This is a genomic window from Paenibacillus elgii NBRC 100335 (genome assembly GCF_004000865.1).
Classification (GTDB): Bacteria; Bacillota; Bacilli; order Paenibacillales; family NBRC-103111; genus Paenibacillus_G; species Paenibacillus_G elgii.
Genome location: NZ_BIMB01000001.1, coordinates 239,483 through 258,287 on the forward strand (window position 1 = coordinate 239,483; position 18,805 = coordinate 258,287).

The window sequence follows — 18,805 nt, forward strand, 5'->3', positions numbered from 1 at the left end:
GACCCGTTAGCTTTTGAGCGTTTCCCGTTTCCCGCGTTTACTCTTCAGCGGCTGGCAGACCGGACAAAAATGGGTGCCGCGCCCCGCGAGCACCGTCTTGACGATCGCCGTACCGCAAGTCAGGCAAGCCTCGTCCTTGCGTCCGTACATTTTCAGCTGATGCTGGAACATCCCAATCTCGCCTTGACCGTTAACGTAAGACTTAATGGACGACCCGCCTGCGGCCACAGCATCTTTCAGCGTCTCCACAATCGCTTCGTGAAGCTTGGCCGTTTCCGCTGCGCTCAGCGTGTGGGCTTCCCGCTCCGGATGGATACCGGCCAGGAATAAAGCTTCATCCACATAAATATTCCCGATGCCGACGATGTATTCCTGATTAAGCAGCAACGGCTTGATCTTCGTCTTGCGCTTTCCGATCTTTACGCGGAAAGCTTCCGGCGTAAACGCCTCGTCCAGCGGCTCCAGGCCCAGCTTCTTGAGCGGCGCCTCCAGCAAATCCCGATCCTTCGGATAAACGTGCATCGTTCCGAACTGCCGCACGTCCTTGTACCTCAACTCCGTGCCGTCCGTAAAATGAAACACGACATGCGTATGCTTCTCCATCGGTTCGTCCGAGCGGTATACCCCATAGCGTCCCTCCATCCGCAGATGCGAGACGAGCGTATAACGGTCGAGCATGAACCGCAAAAATTTTCCCCGCCGCTCAACCGAGCGAATCGTTTCTCCCTCAAGCATCACGGCAAACGCCTGTATGTCGTCCGGATGCTGAATAATGCGGGGCAGCAGGACGGACACGCGCTCGATCTTCTTGTCGATCACCAGTTGATTGAGTGTACGGCGCACCGTTTCGACTTCCGGCAATTCCGGCATGATGTCTTCCCCCTCCTCCATTCCGCCCGGATGAGCCCGGCGGATTACTTCGCCTCGTACCAGTTGTCCCCGGCATCGACGTCGACCTTCAGCGGCACGTCGAGCTTCAGGGCCGACTCCATCACTTCGGCGACCATTCGTTTCATCAAGTCAATCTCTTCCCCCGGCACCTCGAACACCAGTTCGTCGTGTACCTGCAGCAGCATGCGGCTGCGCACGCCTTCTTCCTTCATCCGGTTGTCCAATTGGACCATTGCCAGCTTGATAATATCCGCGGCCGTTCCTTGAATCGGCGTATTCATCGCGGTACGCTCGGCGAACGAACGCAGATTGAAGTTCGAAGCGGTAATTTCCGGCAGATAGCGGCGGCGCTGCAGCAGCGTCGTAACGTAGCCGTCCTGACGGGCTTTTTTGACGATATCGTCCATATATTGGCGAACCCCTTGGAACACGGCAAAATATTGCTCGATAAACTTCGCCGCGTCCTTACGGGTAATGTGCAAGTTCTGCGACAACCCGTAATCGCTGATGCCGTATACGATGCCGAAGTTGACCGCTTTGGCCTGGCGCCGCATATTCGAATCGACTTCCGCTTCGGATACGCCGAACACGTCCATGGCCGTTTTCGTATGAACGTCCATGTTTTCGCGGAACGCTTCGATCAGCTTCTCGTCCTGTGAAATATGCGCCAGCACGCGCAGCTCAATCTGCGAGTAGTCGGCGGTCAGGATTTTCCACCCGGGCTCGGAAGGGAAAAACACCTTGCGGATTTTGCGGCCTTCCTCCAGCCGGATCGGAATGTTCTGCAGGTTCGGATACTGGCTGCTGAGCCGTCCGGTTGCCGCAATCGTCTGCTTGTAGTACGTATGCACCTTCCCGGTAGAAGGACGCACTTCCTTAAGCAGGCCTTCCACGTAAGTCGACTGCAGCTTCGCCAGCGTCCGGTAATGAAGAATATGACCGACCATCGGATGGTACGGCTCCAGCTTCTCCAGCACTTCGGCGTCGGTCGAATAGCCGGTTTTCGTTTTCTTGATCACCGGCAGACCGAGCTTCTCGAACAAAATTTCCCCAAGCTGCTTCGGCGAATTGATGTTAAATTCGATTCCGGCCGCATCGTAGATCGATTGCATGATGCCTTCAAGCTGGTTCCCAAGCTCCGCGCCGTAGGCTTTGAGCTCCTCCGCATCGACCTTGATCCCTTTGCGCTCCATCGAAGCCAGCACGAGCGCCAGCGGAAGCTCCAGCTCGTAAAACAACGGATGCATTTCGCTCGTTTCGAGCGCTTCCTTCAGCTTCGGCGTCAGCCGATGGACCGCAGCGGCTTTGCGGCACAAATAGGCGGTCAGCACGCCTTCCTCGGGCACCTTGAACTTCGCGCCCTTGCCGAATACTTCCTCGTCGGCCGGAAGCGGACGCAGCCCGTTGCGGGACGTCAGGCCGTCCAGCGTCAGCGACGATTCCGTCGGATCGAGCAAATAGCCGGCGAGCAGCGCATCGAAGCCGATGCCGCCCAGCTCGATCCCTCGCCAGGACAGCACGATGACGGCGCGGTGCAGATCGTAGACGGAAACCTCCCGCTTGTCTTCCGAAGCGAGCCACTCTCGTACTGCGGCGGCGTTACCTTGCTCAAGCCGTTCCACCGGCACATAGTAGCACACGGGCTCCGCACCCTCTTCTTCGCTGTAGAAGGACAAGCCGATCACCTCGGCGTTATGCGGGTTGTCGCCGGCGGCCTCCACGTGCAGCGCGCGGACATGCGGCAGCGCCGCGGTCAGCTCGGCCAGCTTGTCGTCCGTGACCAACACCGCCTGAGGCTCGGTTCCGGCATCCTCCGTCTCCGCTGCCCCGGCAGCTCCAGCTCCGGAAGCGGGCAGCCCCAGCCGCTCCATTAACGACTTAAACTCCAGCTTGCGGAACATCTCGGCAAGCTCCGATTCCTCATATCCGCGGTAAGCCAGCTCGTCCCACGAAAAATCGACCGGCACCTCCCGGAAAATCGTCGCAAGCTCCTTGCTCATCCGGGCGCTGTCGGCGTTCTCAGCGACCTTCTCTCCCAGCTTGCCTTTAATCTGCGAGGCGTGCTCCAGCACGTTCTCGACCGAGCCGTATTCGTGCAGCAGCTTAAGCGCCGTCTTCTCCCCAACGCCCGGGATGCCCGGAATGTTGTCGGACGTATCGCCCATCAGCCCTTTCAGGTCGATAATCTGATGCGGCTTCAAGCCGTACGTTTCTTCGATGTGGGCCGGATCGAACAGCTCGACCTCGCTGATTCCCTTGCGCGTCAGCGCGATGGTCACCTGCCCGCTCGCAAGCTGCAGCATGTCCTTATCCCCGGTGACGACGACGACCTCGATGCCGTCTTTCTCGTCCGCAATGCGCGTCAGCGTGCCGATGATGTCGTCGGCCTCGTAGCCGTCCAGCTCAAACTGGCGGATGCCGAACGATCCGAGCAGATCCCGGAGCAGCGGAAACTGCTCGGACAGCTCCGGCGGCGTTTTTTCGCGGCCTCCTTTGTACTCTGCGTAATCTTTATGTCGAAAAGTCGCTTTCCCTGCATCGAATGCGACCAGAAAGTGCGTCGGCTTCTGCTCCTCCAGCAGCTTGAGCAGCATGGTGGTGAACCCGTAGACGGCGTTCGTGTGCAGCCCCTTGGAATTGCTCAGCAGCGGCAGCGCAAAAAAAGCGCGGTAAGCAATGCTGTTCCCGTCGATCAAAATAAGCTTGGACATGGATACACCCCATTCAGGCAGTTTCCTACTCTATACATGATAGCATAGGACAGCATAAGAAAAAAACCTTTGGAAAGCTTTCTCGAAAAAGGGGTGTACGCCGTTTTTGCCGCATAAAATGAACTAACTTTTGATCCTTGACGGTGCCTTTCGAGCGGAAAGGAGATCGGAGGCTGGGTTCATGAAAGAGACGGTTCGTTTGAACGGAAAACGCGCGATTTTTTTCGATGTCAATCAGACGCTGGTGCAGCAGGGACTCAGCTTCGAACAATGCTTCGCAGAGGTGTGGAACGATTATTCGGCCAGATGGGCGGCGGAGGACCGCCCGAAGGCGGATGCGCTCTGGGAGCAGTATATCACCCGTTGGCAGCAGCGCAAAAAAGGCCGGACGACGTTCAAGCAGCTCGACGAGCTGCAGCAGCAATGCCTGCGGGAAGCCTTCGAGGCGCTGAGGATTCCCGCTTCCTCCGGCATCCTGCGAAGCTTCATGCAGGATATCCGCCGCTTGCAGGTATCGGCAAAGACTATGGCGCCGCAGACGGCCAATACGCTGGAGACGTTGTCCCGGACGTACCGCCTCGCCATCATCAGCAACAGCCCCCGCAGCGAAGTGCTAATGATGCTGCAGCGGTTCGGGCTGGAATCGCATTTTCCCGAAGAACGCGTCTTTACGGCGCAGAAGCCGGCGGACAAGAAGCCTGCCCCTTACCTTTTCAAGACGGCGCTCCAAACGATGCAGCTTGCGCCCAGACAGGCGCTCATGGTAGGGAATTCGTGGAAGCATGACGTATGCGGCGCCGTCAAGGCGGGTCTGGATGCCGTATGGCTTCATCCCGGAGCAGCCGGCCCGCCCGCCGAATCGGGAGACAAAAAAATTTCCCAGCAGCGGCTGGGAAAGCGTAAGGTGTATCTGATCAAGCAGTTGGAACAGCTTCACCAGCTCTTCGGTTAAATTTCAAGCGGCCCGTCGTCCTCCGGCACGCCGACCGCATCGCTGCTGAAGACGCTCCCGCGGTGCGCTTTCGACTGCTTCTTCAATTTGGCCGCCGCTTCGGAAATTTGCTCCGGCGTTACGGCGGCGGCCGCCTTGCAGACCACAAGCGACAGCGACAGTGTGACACCGTCGCTATCGATCCGGTTGCCCTGCCGGTCCTCGACATACGTCCAGTCGTCCTCGTTGTAAAACATTTTGACCCCCGCATCGAACCGCCGCAAAATTTCGCCGCACAGCTTCTCCGGTTCCTCGCTCGCCGTAATCGCAATAAAATCGTCCCCGCCGATATGGCCGACGAAATCGAACGGCAGCCCCAGCACACCCATCGCCTGCTGAATGCAGTCGGCGGTAAATTGAATAAGCTGATCGCCTTTTTGAAACCCGTACCGGTCGTTAAACCATTTGAAATAATCCAGATCGGCATAGATGACCGAGAACGGCTTCTTGTCCGTCAGCCGCTTGCTCAGCTCCCGGTAGATTTGCAGATTGCCCGGCAGTCCCGTGAGCGGATTGGCGACCTTGGCGTTTTCCATCCGGGCATTCGTGATGCACTCAAGAATGGATCTTATGGAAGACATTCCCAGCATCCGTCCTTTGGAGGTGATGATCACGAGATCGTACAAATTTTGAATGTCCCGCGAAGTCGCGAGCTGGGACACCTCCTCGACCGACATCTGCTCGTCCACGATGAGGGGCGACGTATCCATCACCTGATCGATTGGACGATTCCAGAACAGCGAATATCCGTACTGTCCGGCAAGCTGCTGGAACAAGCGGTCCCGCATAATGAGGCCGATGGGCACTCCGTCAGAAACAACTGCCACGCCGAGCGCGTTCGCATTTTTCTTAAAATACCCGGCGACCGTCGAGATGGGCGTCGAGTTCTCAAAGGACTGATACGGGATCGACAGGTCGCCGATGGCCCAAAAGCTGCCCGCCGTTTCGACAAATTTGCGGTGCAGCAAAATATAATTTTTCAGCTCCGGCTGTAATTGGGCTTGCTCCGTTCCGGGACGGCCAAGCAGAAACCCCTGTCCGAAATGCACACCCATGCGCGTAAGCTTCATCAGCTCCTCGGCCGACTCGATGCCCTCTGCAATCAGGTGAATGCCCAGCTTCTCGGCGAACGACAGCATCGTCTCGAGAATGTACTCCTTCGTTTTGTGGCGGTGAATGTCCTTGATGAGCGAGCGGTCGATTTTGATAAAATCGGGCTGCAGCTCGGCAATGGCTTGCAGCGAGGAATACCCCGCTCCGGCATCGTCGATGGCGATTCGGTACCCTTGCTGGCGGTAGTGGTCCAAAATCGATTTGGCCGCGTCAAAATCTTCGATCGAGCTCCGCTCCGTAATCTCGAACACGACATTCCCTGGCGTCAGTCCCCGCTGCTCCAGCAGCTCCAGCGTCCGGCCCGGTTCGAACTGCGGATCGTTCAAAATTTCGGCGGACAGGTTCAGAAAAAGCATTTCCTCCTTCGTCCGGGTCAATGCGCCCTGAATCGCCTTGGCCCTCGCAAGCCGGTCCAGCGGATACAATAAGCCTTCGGACTCCGCCGCCGCGAACAGCTTGAGCGGAGATTGCAGCGGGCTGCCCTCCGGTCCGCGGGTTAACGCCTCGTAGCCGAAAACGGTGCCGTCCTTCAGCGAAATAATCGGCTGATAAACGGAAGTTACGGCTTGTTGATGTAAGATGTGCTGCAGCTCGCTATGAAGCGCCAAACCGTCGATCGGTTGCTCCGTCATTTGTTCTATTGTCATGACCATCCCTGACTTTCCGTGTCTTTGGATCTACTATACCATGGGAATTTTATCCCAGTGTTAACACGGAACGTCCCGGTTTGTTAAACGATTGTAAATATTTTCGGAGAGGACCTCTCTTATTTCATGCCGATCGATTGGCGATACTCGGAAGGGGAACAGCCGACCGCCTTTTTGAACAGGATGGAGAAGTGCGGATAGCTCTGGTAGCCGACGGCCAAGGAGACGTCGATGACCTTGTAATGAGGCATTTCCAGCAGCCGCTTGGCCATTTCCATCCGTTTGCGGATGCGGTACTGCACGAACGTCTCGTTCGTCGATTTTTTGAACAAGTGACTGAAGTAAGTCGGCGCGAGGCCCATTTTCCCGGCGACCTCCTCCAGGCTGATATCCGTCGCCAGATGTTCGTCGATATACGCTTTGGCTTCTTCCCAGACGTTCTTCAGGTTGCCGCCGCGGTAGGTTTGCAGCAGCCCGGACAGCTTGAAAATCTCTTCCTCCAGAAAGGCCAGCGCCTCCTGACGGGCAGGAAAGCTTCGCCGCTCGGGAGGCGCTGGAAAGAGGAAAATGTCTCTGGCATTCAGCCGCTTCACCAACAAGCGGAGCACGTCGTTGACGGCTGCGCTCATCCGCTCGGGCGAAGCATGCGCTTCAAAATACCGGTCCTTTCCCTCGGTCCAGCAGGCGACAGCCGCGCCCGGGTCGGCGCTCCAGATCGCTTCCTCCAACGAATCGAGCCACTGCTCGTATTCCGAAATGGACGGCGCGTCGGCTAGAGCCGGTTTCAGAACGCGGTCCAGCACCGAATACAGCTCGCCGGGCGTGACCGGCTTGAGCAAGTATTCCTTGACCCCGTACGTCAGGCATTTTTGTGCATACGCAAATTCCCCGTAACCGGAGATGACGACGGCCTTGACGGAGGGCCGGGTTTCCGAGATAATTCTGCACAACTCTAACCCATCCATACGAGGCATCCGAATATCCGTGAGCACCAGATCGGGCGGCGTCTCCCGAACGAAAGCGGCGGCCTCCTCGCCGTTGGCCAAGGCGGTAACGCGAATCCTTCCCGCTCCATACCGTTCGACCATCCGGGCAAGCCCGAGCCGGATCATCGACTCGTCTTCGACGACGACAACATGCATCCTTATCCCCCCTTCGCTCCGCATCAGCACAAACCGCAATCCTTCAACCTAATGACCTGCCCGTGGAAGGCATAACCATCGTGACTTTCGTTCCCTCGTCAAGCCGGCTCTCGATGTGCAGGCCATACTGCTCGCCGAACACCATCTGAATGCGTCTGTGCACGTTAACAATACCAATTCCTCCCTTCTTGCCGGGCGCATCGTCCCCTCCGTCGACAAGACGGTTCGCCTCCAGCTTCTCTCGCACTTCCGCCAGACGGTCCTCCGGCATGCCATTCCCGTTATCCTCGACACTAACCCAGAACGTTCCGTCCCCTTCGCCCGCATCGATCCGGATGCAGTGGTAATCCTCCACGCCGCCTTCGAACGCGTGCTGAAATACGTTTTCGACGAGCGGCTGCAGCGTCAGCCGGACCATCTTGTGAAGCAGCAGCTCCGGCTTCACGGCGACGTCGATCTCAAACTCCCGCCCGACCCGGTGCTTCAGAACGATCATAAAGTTAAGCACATGCTTCAGCTCGTTGGCTACCGTGATTTCCTCCAGATTCGTTTGCACGGAATATCGCAGCATGTAGGCCAGCGCGCGCACGATCTCCGAAATTTCGTCCGAATCCTCGACGAAGGCATAGCACACAATCGTCTCCAGCGTGTTATATAAAAAGTGTGGATTGATCTGAAGCTGCAGTGATTGGAACTCCGCCTTTTGCCGCTCCATCTGGATTTCATGGTTTTTCAGCTCCGCCTGATACACCTTGTCCACGAGCTCCGACAATCGGTTGACCATCAAATTGTAGCGGATCATCAGCTCTACGATTTCGTCTCGCTGCCGCTGCTCGGGAAGCGGAATAGTCGCCCAGTTGCCCTTCTCCGTCTCCCGCATGCCTTCCTTGAGCATCCGGATCGGCCCGGTAATCGACTTGCCGAAACGGAAGGCCAGCCATAACGCGAACACGAGCGTAAACAGACCGACGACGATCGAAGTGACGCGAATTGTATCCACCGGCTTCCGCAGCTCGGCCATCGGCATGGACACGACGAGATGCCAGCCCGAGTAGGCAGACTTCTGGCTCCGATACAAGCGCCGCTCTCCGTTTTCCTCCGCCACGAAGGACTGCAGGCCCGATTCGACGATGCTGCGCTTCAGCTCAGGCTGTACGGTTTCCCCGATCCGCTCTCTTTGAGGGTGATACACGATCCGCCCTCGCTCGTCGACGATGAAGAAGAAGCCGGTGCTCGTGAGCTCGATGCCTTTCCACAGCTCCGAAAGCTCGGCCGAACGTAGCTCGATGGCTAGGATGCCCTGAGGCTCCGAAGACGTTAAGCCGCGAATTTGGCGCACGAGCGTGATCGTCCGGTTGTTCTGGCTTTCGATAATGCTGCGGTTCAGTACGCTAAGACTGCCGTATGCCGACGTATTCGTCTTGAAGAAGGCCAGTTGCTCCTTAATTTGTTCCGGCGTAAACGACGAGCCCGTGACTTCGTTATAGTAATACACGGCGTTCCCGTTGAAGCTGATCGAATACACGGCCGTAATCTCGGGATTCCGTATAAAGATCGGATCGATCACATATTCCTTGATCTGCTTTTGGATCTCATAAAACTCGTATCCCTCCAGCCCTGCCGGCAGGTCGATAAAACGTTTGACCTCCTTGTTGGTCAGCAGTGAAACCATGGATCGCTCATACGATTTCAGATACAGATCCGTATGGTAAGCCGCATTGCCGACCATCTGGGACAGCTGGCCCTCCACCATCCTGTCCAGCTCCTGAGACGAGGCGTAATACGTAACGATGCCGACCGTCGTCAGCGAGACGATAATCACGGTCAAGAAGTAAAGGAACAGCTTCTGGTACAGGCTCGCCCTCTTCATTTGATCCCCAGCTGGCTGCGGTATTCCGAAGGCGAAATGCCGACGATCTTTTTAAACGTTTTCGTAAAATGCGGATAGTCGTCATACCCGACCTCCAGAGCCACGTCTACAATGCGAATATGGGATTGGGCCATCAATTGAAGCGCTTTCTCCATCCGGCGCTTGATCCGGTATTGGACGAACGTCTCGGAGGTCATTTTTTTGAACAGCGCGCTAAAATAAGTCGGGGTCAGCCCGACAAGCTCGGCCACTTCCTCCAGGGTGACTTCCTCGGACAAGCGCTGATCGATGTAAGCCTTCGCTTCTTCCATCGGGTCCTTGAATTGCCCGCGGCGCGCCGAGATCAGCTTCCGGTAGATCGCCCGCAGCGTCTGCTCGAAATCGTCCAGCTGCTCGGCCTTCGTATGACCGGCAATCGCCTCCTTCGTCTCCGGAGATACCGAAAAAGCGTTCCGCTCCTGCAGCCGCTGAACGAGCAGGCGGATACAATCGCCGAGCAGTTCCCGAAGCTTCGCAGCCGACAAGCCGGAGTCGAGACAGTAGCCCCGCCACTGCTCCAAGTACCGGGCCAGCTCGTCCGATTGATTGGCCCAAATGCACTGCTCCAGCTTCCCTACCCATTCGACGTACTTGGATACCGGCACGTAGCCTTTCATTTTCTGCTTAAGCACCGTATCCAGCGCTTCATGCAGCTCGGGCTTCGTCACGGGCTTCAGCAAATATTGCTTCACGCCGTAAGCCAGGCATTTTTGCGCGTACTCGAAATCGTTGAACCCGGAGATGACGACCGTTTGAATATCGGGGAATTCTTCGTGAATGCTGCGGCATAGCTCCAGCCCGTCCATCTTGGGCATCCGGATATCGGTCAGCACGATGTCGGGCTCGTGCGAGCGGATCAACTCCAGCGCTTTCGCTCCGTTCTCTGCGGTAGTGATGACGGCGAACGCGGGACTGTACTGCTCCGCCATTTTGACCAAGCCTCTGCGGATGACCGGCTCGTCGTCCACGATGAGCAAATGCATCGAACACCCCTCCTGTTAGGTCCGCCTAAGGGAAAAGTATCCGCTCCGGACAATGCCGGAAACGGATACTTTACCGCGATCTGTATGATGATTTTACTATGCTTTCGGGACACACGGCAATGAGAGAAGTTGGTTTGGACGCACGGCGGCGTACGGTCGCAGGCCGTTACTTCACATTGCTACGGACAATGACGCCTTCCTTCTTGTTGTAACGGTCTGTCGCTTCCTTAATGACCTCGTTGCCGCCTTTGGCTTTGTATTCTTCGATGACCTTCGGCCAATCGGAGATCGGCTCCTTGCCGTAGATCATTTTGACCATATGGTCGATGATCAGCTTCGGCGCCGTATCGGTCGTCGGCATCAGATCGGGGTATTTGGCGAACGCATTCAGCGTCGGCGTAAATTCGATCGTCCCAAGCCCCTCTTTGGCCAGCACCGTATCGAACGCTTTCGCCAAGTCTTTGCCGTCCTGGGACAAGGAGGCACGCAGCTTGTTGATGGTAATGTCATGCGCCCACCACAGATTGTTACGGAAACCCTCTTCGTCTACTTCTTCTTTCGTTTGCGGGGATTTGTACTTGATCTGCCCATTCTCGACGGTGTAATTCTCGCCTTCCACCCCGATGCTGAAAAACTTCTCCGCTTCGTCGGTCTGCATCCAATCCAAAAATTTGATGATGCCGATCGCCGTTTCCTTTTTTACGTTATTGTTGATATACAAAGCGGTGGATAAGGAGCCGTATAGAAGATGACCGCCGTATCCTTCCGGTCCTTTCGGCGACGGAATAATATCGATTTTGGCCTCGGGCACGACCTTCTTCACCTTGGTCCGGTAGTTGGCCATCCCTTCCGCATTGGCGGACCACATGCCGACTTTGCCGGCCTCGATATTTTTACCGTAGTCGGTCGACGTCACCGTCGCAAAATCTTTCGGAATCAAGCCCTCGTCGAACATCGTTTTGTAGGCTTGAAGCGCTTTGGTCATATTTTCTACGTCAAAAAATTTCGGGACAACCTGTCCATCCTGCAGCTCGAATTGGGAACCGATGACGTCGTAGGAGCCGAAAATCGTATCGGCATACTTGAATTTTTCCCGGATCTGGTACGGATTCTCGACGCCGAGCTTTTTCATCGCGCGCATCACGTTCAGCATGTCCTCGACCGTCTTCGGCGCGGGCAAGCCCGTTTTCTCCAGCAGGTCCGTGCGGATGAACAATGCGCGCCGCGACGGATTGGACAGCCACGCCGGTACGGCGTAAATTTTGCCCTGGTAGCTGACCTCGTCCCAAGCCTGCTTCGGCACCTGCTTCATCAGATTCGGCGCATACTCTTTCAGCAGATCGTCCAGCGGCATGAACAGCCCGGCCTCCACCGAGCCGGACATCGCCTTGCTGTTGACGCTGCTGCCTTGAACCACGTCGGGGATGTCGTTGCCGGCGAACATGACGGCCATTTTCTGGTCGAATTCCTTGAGCGGGAGGAAGCGGATATCCATGTCTACGTTCCCCAGCTTCTCCAGCTTTTTCACCCATTTGTCTTCGTTAATATTCGGCGAGCTTTCCGCATACGCATTGCCGCTCGTGTTCAGCGAAATCGTAAATTTTGTCGGCCCCTGCTTCCCGTCGGCGCCCGGCGCTTCGCCTTCATTTTTGCCGCCGCCGCATCCGGCTGCCGTGACCGCCAGCGAACCGACCAGCACCGTGCTGATGAGCTTTTTCAAGTCGAACCCCTTCTTTCGCTTAAAAAGTATGTGGATGTGCCTGTTGCCCAATTCAAATGATAGCGATTTCAAATCGAACGTGAAATTGGTTAATTTATTATGACGATGTGTTTTTTTACGATGAGGCCGGTTCTGTCGTCAGATGAATGATTACGATTTGATCGAGCCGATCAGCATGCCTTTGACAAAATAGCGCTGAAGAAACGGATAGATCATCATGATCGGAATCGTCGCTACCGTAATAATCGCCATTTTGATGCCTTCCGGCGACGTGTTCGTAAACTGCGACAGCTGGTCGGACGAGCCGAAGAAGTCGGTAATGACGATTTCGCGCAAGCGGACTTGCAGCGGGTAAAGCGCTCGGTTATTAATATAATACAAGGCATTGGAGTACGTATTCCAGTGCGATACCGCATAGAACAGGCCCATGGTCGCCATCGCCGGCTTGGACAACGGAAGCACGATGCTCCACACGATCCGCATTTCGCCGCAGCCGTCCATCCGGCCGCAATCGATCAGCTCGTTCGGCAGGTTGACGAAGAAGGAGCGCATGACGAACAGATTGTACGCACTGATGGCGCTCGGGATAATTAATGCCCACACCGTATCGAGCAGGTGCAAATTTTTGACCAGCAAATAGTTCGGGATCAGCGGCGCCTGGAAAATCAACGTGACGAGCACCATAAGCAGCACGTACGTACGGCCCGCATATTCCGGCCGCGACAGCGGGTAAGCGAGCGCTGCGGTGGCGATCAGATTGATGACCGTTCCAACGACGGTGATGAACAGGCTGACCGAGAAGGAGCGCCAGACGGAGGCGTCTTTTAAGATCAGCTGGTAATTTTCCAGCGTAAATTGTACCGGCCACAGCGTCACCTTCCCGCTGTTGATCGCCGCATCGGCGCTAAGCGACTGGGCGACCACGTGAAGCAGCGGCAGGATCATCGTCGCCGCGAGAATCGTAAGCACAACATAGTTCAATACCGAGAATACCCGGCCTGCCGGAGTTATATGATTCATCTGCGTTCACCCGCCCTAATATAGTCCTTGTCCGGTCGCTTTGCGGCTTAGCGCGTTGCCAAGCATGATCAGCGCCAGCCCGACGACCGATTTGAACAGCCCAACGGCGGTCGTGAAGCTGTATTGGCGCCCCACCAAGCCGACCCGGTAAATATAAGTGTCCATAATATCCCCCGATCCTTCGTTGAGCGAATTGAGGAACACATAGACCCGCTCGAATCCGAAGTCGAGGAAATGGCCGATATGCAGCAGGAACAAGATGACGATGGTCGGCATAATCGTCGGAATCGTAATCGATATCGTCTGCCGCCAGCGGCTCGCGCCGTCCATGACCGCCGCCTCGTACATCTCCGGATTGACTCCGGCCAGCGCCGCTAAATAGACGATCGTCCCCCAGCCGCTGTCCTTCCAAATGCCCGAGCTGACCAAGATGGTGCGGATGTATGAATCTTCGCCCAAGAAATAAATCGGCTCGATCCCGAACAAGCCGAGCAAATGATTGACGACCCCCGTCGTCGGAGACAAAATGCCGATCGCAATCCCACCGACGATGACCCACGACAAGAAGTGCGGCATGTACACCACCGTCTGAATAATCCGCTTGTACATCAGTCGCCGCATTTCGTTCAGGAGCAGCGCCAGCACGATTGGAAACGGAAAAGCGAAGATTAAATCGTAAAATCCGATCAGAATCGTGTTTTTTAAAATACGCAAAAACTCGTCATAGGCGAACATCCGCTGAAAATTTTCAAGCCCGATCCACGGACTCCCCGCAATTCCTTTAAAAATGTTGTAGTTTTGAAACGCCATGACCGAGCCCATCAAGGGAACGTATTTGAATACGACGAAATATAAAATGCTAGGCAGCGAAAGGATATAAATGGCCTTGTACTTCTTCATCAGCCTCCATGTTTCCCGGGCCTTCGACGGTCTAACCTCGGAACGGACTGCCCGCTCAAGCTTGGCTTCCATGCTGCATTCCTCCTTTATGATTCGATCTTACTATGAGGGGGAATCGTTTCAAATGGAGAAAGTTGCACGGAAGCTGTGTTTTTTTACGATGGCGTAAAAGCAACAAAGTCCCGCCCGCGCCTGGTGTAAGCGCGCGGCGGGACTTTCGGCCGGAGCCGTTCGGTATCCGCTAGACGTTCAAATCTTTGCGTTTGCCTGTGACCATAAAGATCACGCCTTCTCCGATATTCGTCGAATGGTCGGCGACGCGTTCAAGGAAATGAGCAGCCAGCATGAGCTGGGACAATTGTCTGTTTTTGGCAAAATCCGTACCCATCAGCATGATGATATCGTTTACGATGACGCTGTACAGCTTGTCGACTTCGTCGTCCTTCTCGGCCAGCGCCGCAGCACGGTGAACGTCGCGTTCGGTATATGCCAGCAGACTCTCCTGCAGCATATTCTGGGTCAGCTCCGCCATGCGCGGAATGTCTTCGAGCGGCTTCACCAGCTCTTGCCCGTTCAACCGGATGCAAATTTTGGCGATATCGACGGCATGATCCGCAATGCGCTCCAGATCAGTGGCGATCTTCAGCGCCATGCTGATAATCCGCAGATCGCTGGCCATCGGCTGCTGCAGCGCGATCAGCCGCAGCGAATCTTCTTCGATTCTGGCGGTCATCTCGTCGATCTGATCGTCCTCTTCGATCGTTTGCCGGGCCAAGCCCTCATCCAGCCGCGCAAGCGATTCGACGGCTTGGCGGATGAGCCTTGCCACATTGTTGCCCATGTCAAGCAGGTCTTTTTGAAGCAGATCCAGCGATTGATGGAAATTGAACCGGTTATCCACGAATAAAGCGCTCCTTTGTCCGAACGGCCGAGAACTTATCCGAACCGTCCGGTAATGTAATCCTCCGTCCGTTGGTCGGAAGGCGTGGTAAAGATTTTGTCCGTTTTGTCCGACTCGACAAGCACGCCGTTCAAGAAGAACGAGGTGTAGTCGGAAATCCGCGCAGCTTGCTGCATGTTATGTGTAACGATGATGATCGTATATTTCTCCTTCAATACCTGTGTCAGCTCTTCGACCTTCAGCGTCGAGATCGGGTCAAGCGCGGACGTCGGCTCATCCATCAACAGTACATCCGGCTCGACGGCAAGCAGACGTGCAATGCACAAGCGCTGCTGCTGACCGCCGGAGAGACCGAGCGCCGACTTGTTCAAGCGGTCCTTGACCTCGTCCCACAGCGCGGCCTGCACCAGGCTGCGCTCGACGATTTCATCGAGCACGGCTTTTTTCTTCGTGCCGTGAATCCGCGGGCCGTAAGCGATGTTGTCGTAAATGCTCATCGGAAACGGGTTCGGACGCTGGAACACCATCCCGACCTTCTTGCGCAGGGAGACGACGTCCGTTTCCGGGCCGTAAATATTTTGGCCGTCCACATAGATGTCGCCGGTGATGCGCACGTTGTCGATCAGATCGTTCATCCGGTTCAAGGTGCGCAGAAAAGTCGATTTCCCGCAGCCGGAAGGACCGATCAACGCGACGATGGAATTTTGCTCGATCGTCAGCCCGATGTTATGCAGCGCATGATTTTCGCCGTAATATAAATTTAATTGCTCTACTTTGATTTTATTCGCAACCATTGGGTTCGCGATTGCACTCGCTGTCGCCATAGTCATTTCCCTCCGGACAATTTTTTCTGCAGCATTCGGCTTGGAATGCCAATTAGCAGGTTAAAGACAAGCACGACGATCAACAGCAGCGCGGCGGAGCCTTTGGCAATGTTCTTGGCGTCCGGCACGATCGCTTCGGATTGGACGTACCACAGATGAACGGACAGCGTCTCGCCCATGCTGAGCGGATTGAAGTCCGGGAAGAAGCGCGATACCGACAGTCCTGCGGTATAGATCAGAATGGCCGATTCCCCGAGGGCGCGACCCGCGACGAGCGTAATCCCCGTAATTAAGCTTGGAAGCGAAGCCGGGAGCAGCACCTTGCGGATCGCCTGCCAGCGGGTCGAGCCGAGCGCAAGCGACGCTTCCCAGTACGATTCCGGTACGGATTTGATCGCTTCTTCCGTTACCCGCACAAGCACGGGCAGATTGAGCAGCGACAAGGTGATCGCCCCGCCGATGATCGAAAATTTCAGACCCATCCAGTTGACGAACAACAGGAAGCCGAACAAACCGAAGACGATCGACGGCACGGAAGACAAAGCTTCAACCGAGACGCGCACGATGTCTGTAAACCGGTTCTTCTTCGCATAAATCGCCAGATACACGCCGGCGCCGATACCGATCGGCAGCGAGAACAGCAGCGAGAGGAACAAGATATAGAAGGAGTTGAACAGCTGCGGACCTACGCCGCCGCCGGCCATAATCTCCGAAGGCTTGCCGGTGATGAAATTCCAGTTCAACATTGGCAGTCCGTCGCCCAAGATCCGGAGTAAAAACCAGGCCAGAATCAGAATAATAACAGCACCCGTTGCCCAAAAATAGAACGTAGCGATCCGGTCGGTCATTTTGCTTGTCATTTCACTTCACTCCTCTTTGCAACAATACGGATGATCAGGATCATAGCCAGCGAGATTAGAAGCAGTACAAGCGCCATCAGGAACAAGGCGTTGTTCCACGTGCTGCCGTAATGGGTGTTCCCCATGTCCTTAACGATCGCCGTCGTCAGCACCGTCGCCGAGCTGAGCAGCGAATCCGGCATTTGCGGCGAGTTGCCGATGACCATGAACACGGCCATCGTTTCTCCGATCGCTCGTCCCATCCCGAGAATGATCCCGGTCAGAATGCCGGGCCGGGCCGCAGGAATAAGCACGCGCCAAATCGTCTGCCAGCGCGTTGCACCCAGTGCGAGCGAAGCCTCTTCCAGGCGGCCGGGCAGCGCGCGTATCGCGTCCTCGGAGATGGAAAGAATCGTCGGCAGAATCATGATCGCCAGGATGATGGCGGCCGGCAATATCCCGTACCCGAAGCCCTCATTGAACTTGCCGAGAAACGGAACGATCACCGTAAGACCGATCAAGCCGTAGACGACCGACGGAATCCCGACGAACAAGTCGGTTGCCGGACGAAGAATTTCGCGCACCCACTTTGGCGCGATTTTGGCCATAAAGACCGCACCCGACAGCGCGAGAGGCACCGACAGCAGCACCGATAAGAAGGTCAGCAGCAGCGTGCTGTACAGAAACGAGAACGCGCCGAATTTATTTTCCGACGGGGTCCAGTCGGTCGAGAAAAAGAACTCTACCGGCGTTACGCCCGAAAAAGTTTTGACTCCTTGCCAACCGACGAAGACGATCACGGAAAAGATGATGAACGTGACGAGCGATGCGCTTCCTATAAATAACCATCTCATCACTTGGTCGTTTCTGTTCTGCGCTCTCGTCCAGCGGTTCATCCCAAGCTCCTTCCGCTCTTCCTTCACACTTTCCGTCAGCTGATCGGCAAATGAATTCATCAGCTATTACCCCCTGGTTCGAATAATTCCACACGTGTTCCTATGCTCTAGACCATCATAGAGTACGAATGTAATAACAGAACATGAGAATTGTTAAGGTAATGTAAAAATTGCGCTGGTTTCGACAAATCGGCGTACGTAGACATAAAAAGAGCAGCGACATGATGCCGCTGCTCTCGTAGTTGATCGAAGCTATTATTTTTTCAACAGGTTGGCCGGAAGGAATTTAAGCTCCTCGACTTTTTTGTCTTGGAATTCCGGGCTCATGATGTAGTCGATGAATGCTTTGGCTGCGCCTTTGGCTTCGCCTTTCGTGTACATATGCTCGATGCCGTAGAGCGGGTATTTGCCGTCTTTGATCGCATCTTTGCTGAAGGCTACGCCTTCGAATTTCAGAGCTTTCAACGTATCGTTAACATAAGGCGTGTCTACATAACCGATTGCGCCGGTCGTTTGACCAACGGTTGTAGCCATAGCGCCGCTGGATTCTTGCGTTACGCCGTCTTTCGTGAAGTCTTTGCCGTCCAGAACGATTTTCTTCACGAGCGCACGGGAACCGGAGCTATCCGGACGGTGAACGATCGTAATTTTTTGATCTTTGCCGCCAACTTCTTTCCAGTTTGTGATTTTACCGGAGAAAATGTCTGCTGCTTGAGCTTTGGTCAAATTGTCGATCGTAACGTCTTTGTTAACGATGATGGCAAAAGGCGCAACTGCTACGATATGGTCGACAAGACCTTTGTCTTTATATTCCGGGCCGGCTTCGATGTCGGAGTTGCCGATATCGGACGTGCCGTCCGCTACGTTTTTAAGACCTGTACCAGAACCGCCAGCGGTCGGGTTGATCGTTACTTTCGGGTTTTTCTTCATGAACTCGTCCGCAGCCGCTTTAACGAGCGGAAGCAGGGCGCTGGAGCCGGAAGCCGTTACCGTACCGGTGATCTCTTCTGTTTTAGCCGGTTGGTCCGCCGGTTTTTTGTCTCCCGTTGTTGCCGTTTTGTCTCCACCTGCTGCCGAATTATTCGGTGCCGGTTCTGTCTTTGTTCCGCAAGCGGAAAGAACCCCCAACATTAAGATCGAAACCATGGCCACGCTTAAACCTTTTTTTGACAGCTGCTTCAACATTTCAGCATGTCCTCCCTTTGTTTTTTGTTTACTAGGACATCGTACCAGCCAATTGTTAAGTGAAAACCATCGGAACGTAAACGGAATGTAAAAGTTTAAAGCTGCTAAAAGTTAACAATCGTTTTACAAACTT

Annotated in this window: 15 protein-coding genes; 1 reads left to right on the plus strand and 14 read right to left on the minus strand. The window is 55.2% G+C overall.

What is annotated here, in order from left to right; translation table 11 throughout:
• Positions 1–6: 6 nt before the first annotated feature.
• Together mutM and polA are read right to left on the minus strand one after the other, a co-directional pair.
• Positions 7–870: a DNA-formamidopyrimidine glycosylase gene (gene mutM, locus PEL01S_RS01210; RefSeq protein WP_127458955.1), complete on the minus strand. Its 864-nt coding sequence runs from the start codon at positions 868–870 to the stop codon at positions 7–9.
• A 44-nt stretch (positions 871–914) separates the two neighbouring features.
• A complete protein-coding gene (polA, locus tag PEL01S_RS01215; RefSeq protein WP_127458956.1) occupies positions 915–3,602 on the minus strand; it encodes a DNA polymerase I in 2,688 nt (895 codons plus the stop codon).
• Positions 3,603–3,783: 181 nt separating this feature from the next.
• On the opposite strand from polA, the gene PEL01S_RS01220 reads away from it, so the two are divergent.
• Positions 3,784–4,554, plus strand: a complete 771-nt coding sequence (locus PEL01S_RS01220; protein WP_127458957.1) for an HAD family hydrolase — start codon at positions 3,784–3,786, stop codon at positions 4,552–4,554.
• Here PEL01S_RS01220 and PEL01S_RS01225 read toward each other — a convergent pair.
• The 12 genes from PEL01S_RS01225 to PEL01S_RS01280 all read right to left on the minus strand — a co-directional run bounded on the left by PEL01S_RS01225 (position 4,551) and on the right by PEL01S_RS01280 (position 18,672).
• A complete protein-coding gene (locus PEL01S_RS01225) occupies positions 4,551–6,353 on the minus strand; it encodes a GGDEF domain-containing protein (protein ID WP_163767900.1) in 1,803 nt (600 codons plus the stop codon). The two genes, PEL01S_RS01220 and PEL01S_RS01225, sit on opposite strands and share 4 nt — an antisense overlap.
• Positions 6,354–6,472: 119 nt before the next feature.
• Complete coding sequence (locus tag PEL01S_RS01230) at positions 6,473–7,495, minus strand: response regulator (protein WP_163767903.1); 1,023 nt, start codon at positions 7,493–7,495, stop codon at positions 6,473–6,475.
• A 43-nt stretch (positions 7,496–7,538) separates the two neighbouring features.
• The gene (locus PEL01S_RS01235; RefSeq protein ID WP_063182152.1) at positions 7,539–9,365 is read right to left on the minus strand and encodes a cache domain-containing sensor histidine kinase; all 1,827 of its coding nucleotides are present in this window, start codon (positions 9,363–9,365) and stop codon (positions 7,539–7,541) included.
• A complete protein-coding gene (locus PEL01S_RS01240) occupies positions 9,362–10,387 on the minus strand; it encodes a response regulator transcription factor (RefSeq protein WP_063182150.1) in 1,026 nt (341 codons plus the stop codon). Before PEL01S_RS01240 ends, PEL01S_RS01235 begins: the two co-directional genes overlap by 4 nt.
• 166 nt (positions 10,388–10,553) lie before the next feature.
• Entirely contained in the window at positions 10,554–12,107 is a 1,554-nt protein-coding gene (locus PEL01S_RS01245; protein ID WP_127458960.1) for a type 2 periplasmic-binding domain-containing protein, read from the minus strand.
• 150 nt (positions 12,108–12,257) lie between these two features.
• A complete protein-coding gene (locus PEL01S_RS01250; protein WP_127458961.1) occupies positions 12,258–13,127 on the minus strand; it encodes a carbohydrate ABC transporter permease in 870 nt (289 codons plus the stop codon).
• 15 nt (positions 13,128–13,142) lie between these two features.
• Entirely contained in the window at positions 13,143–14,099 is a 957-nt protein-coding gene (locus PEL01S_RS01255; protein ID WP_127458962.1) for an ABC transporter permease, read from the minus strand.
• A gap of 169 nt (positions 14,100–14,268) precedes the next feature.
• Positions 14,269–14,928, minus strand: coding sequence for a phosphate signaling complex protein PhoU (gene phoU, locus PEL01S_RS01260; protein WP_010496092.1), 660 nt, complete (start codon positions 14,926–14,928; stop codon positions 14,269–14,271).
• A 35-nt stretch (positions 14,929–14,963) separates the two neighbouring features.
• Complete coding sequence (gene pstB / locus PEL01S_RS01265; RefSeq protein ID WP_010496093.1) at positions 14,964–15,722, minus strand: phosphate ABC transporter ATP-binding protein PstB; 759 nt, start codon at positions 15,720–15,722, stop codon at positions 14,964–14,966.
• A gap of 32 nt (positions 15,723–15,754) precedes the next feature.
• On the minus strand, positions 15,755–16,612 hold the full coding sequence (gene pstA / locus PEL01S_RS01270; protein WP_127458963.1) for a phosphate ABC transporter permease PstA: 858 nt from the start codon (positions 16,610–16,612) through the stop codon (positions 15,755–15,757).
• The gene (pstC, locus tag PEL01S_RS01275) at positions 16,609–17,547 is read right to left on the minus strand and encodes a phosphate ABC transporter permease subunit PstC (protein ID WP_063182139.1); all 939 of its coding nucleotides are present in this window, start codon (positions 17,545–17,547) and stop codon (positions 16,609–16,611) included. Before pstC ends, pstA begins: the two co-directional genes overlap by 4 nt.
• Positions 17,548–17,742: 195 nt before the next feature.
• Positions 17,743–18,672, minus strand: a complete 930-nt coding sequence (locus PEL01S_RS01280; protein WP_127458964.1) for a phosphate ABC transporter substrate-binding protein — start codon at positions 18,670–18,672, stop codon at positions 17,743–17,745.
• Between the last annotated feature and the right edge of the window lie 133 nt (positions 18,673–18,805).

Coding starts and splice junctions, on each gene's coding strand:
- mutM (WP_127458955.1), bottom strand. CDS start 870: ATGCCGGAATTGCCGGAAGTCGAAACGGTGCGCCGTACACTCAATCAA.
- polA (WP_127458956.1), bottom strand. CDS start 3,602: ATGTCCAAGCTTATTTTGATCGACGGGAACAGCATTGCTTACCGCGCT.
- PEL01S_RS01220 (WP_127458957.1), top strand. CDS start 3,784: ATGAAAGAGACGGTTCGTTTGAACGGAAAACGCGCGATTTTTTTCGAT.
- PEL01S_RS01225 (WP_163767900.1), bottom strand. CDS start 6,353: ATGACAATAGAACAAATGACGGAGCAACCGATCGACGGTTTGGCGCTT.
- PEL01S_RS01230 (WP_163767903.1), bottom strand. CDS start 7,495: ATGCATGTTGTCGTCGTCGAAGACGAGTCGATGATCCGGCTCGGGCTT.
- PEL01S_RS01235 (WP_063182152.1), bottom strand. CDS start 9,365: ATGAAGAGGGCGAGCCTGTACCAGAAGCTGTTCCTTTACTTCTTGACC.
- PEL01S_RS01240 (WP_063182150.1), bottom strand. CDS start 10,387: ATGCATTTGCTCATCGTGGACGACGAGCCGGTCATCCGCAGAGGCTTG.
- PEL01S_RS01250 (WP_127458961.1), bottom strand. CDS start 13,127: ATGAATCATATAACTCCGGCAGGCCGGGTATTCTCGGTATTGAACTAT.
- PEL01S_RS01255 (WP_127458962.1), bottom strand. CDS start 14,099: ATGGAAGCCAAGCTTGAGCGGGCAGTCCGTTCCGAGGTTAGACCGTCG.
- pstB (WP_010496093.1), bottom strand. CDS start 15,722: ATGGTTGCGAATAAAATCAAAGTAGAGCAATTAAATTTATATTACGGC.
- pstA (WP_127458963.1), bottom strand. CDS start 16,612: ATGACAAGCAAAATGACCGACCGGATCGCTACGTTCTATTTTTGGGCA.
- pstC (WP_063182139.1), bottom strand. CDS start 17,547: ATGAATTCATTTGCCGATCAGCTGACGGAAAGTGTGAAGGAAGAGCGG.
- PEL01S_RS01280 (WP_127458964.1), bottom strand. CDS start 18,672: ATGTTGAAGCAGCTGTCAAAAAAAGGTTTAAGCGTGGCCATGGTTTCG.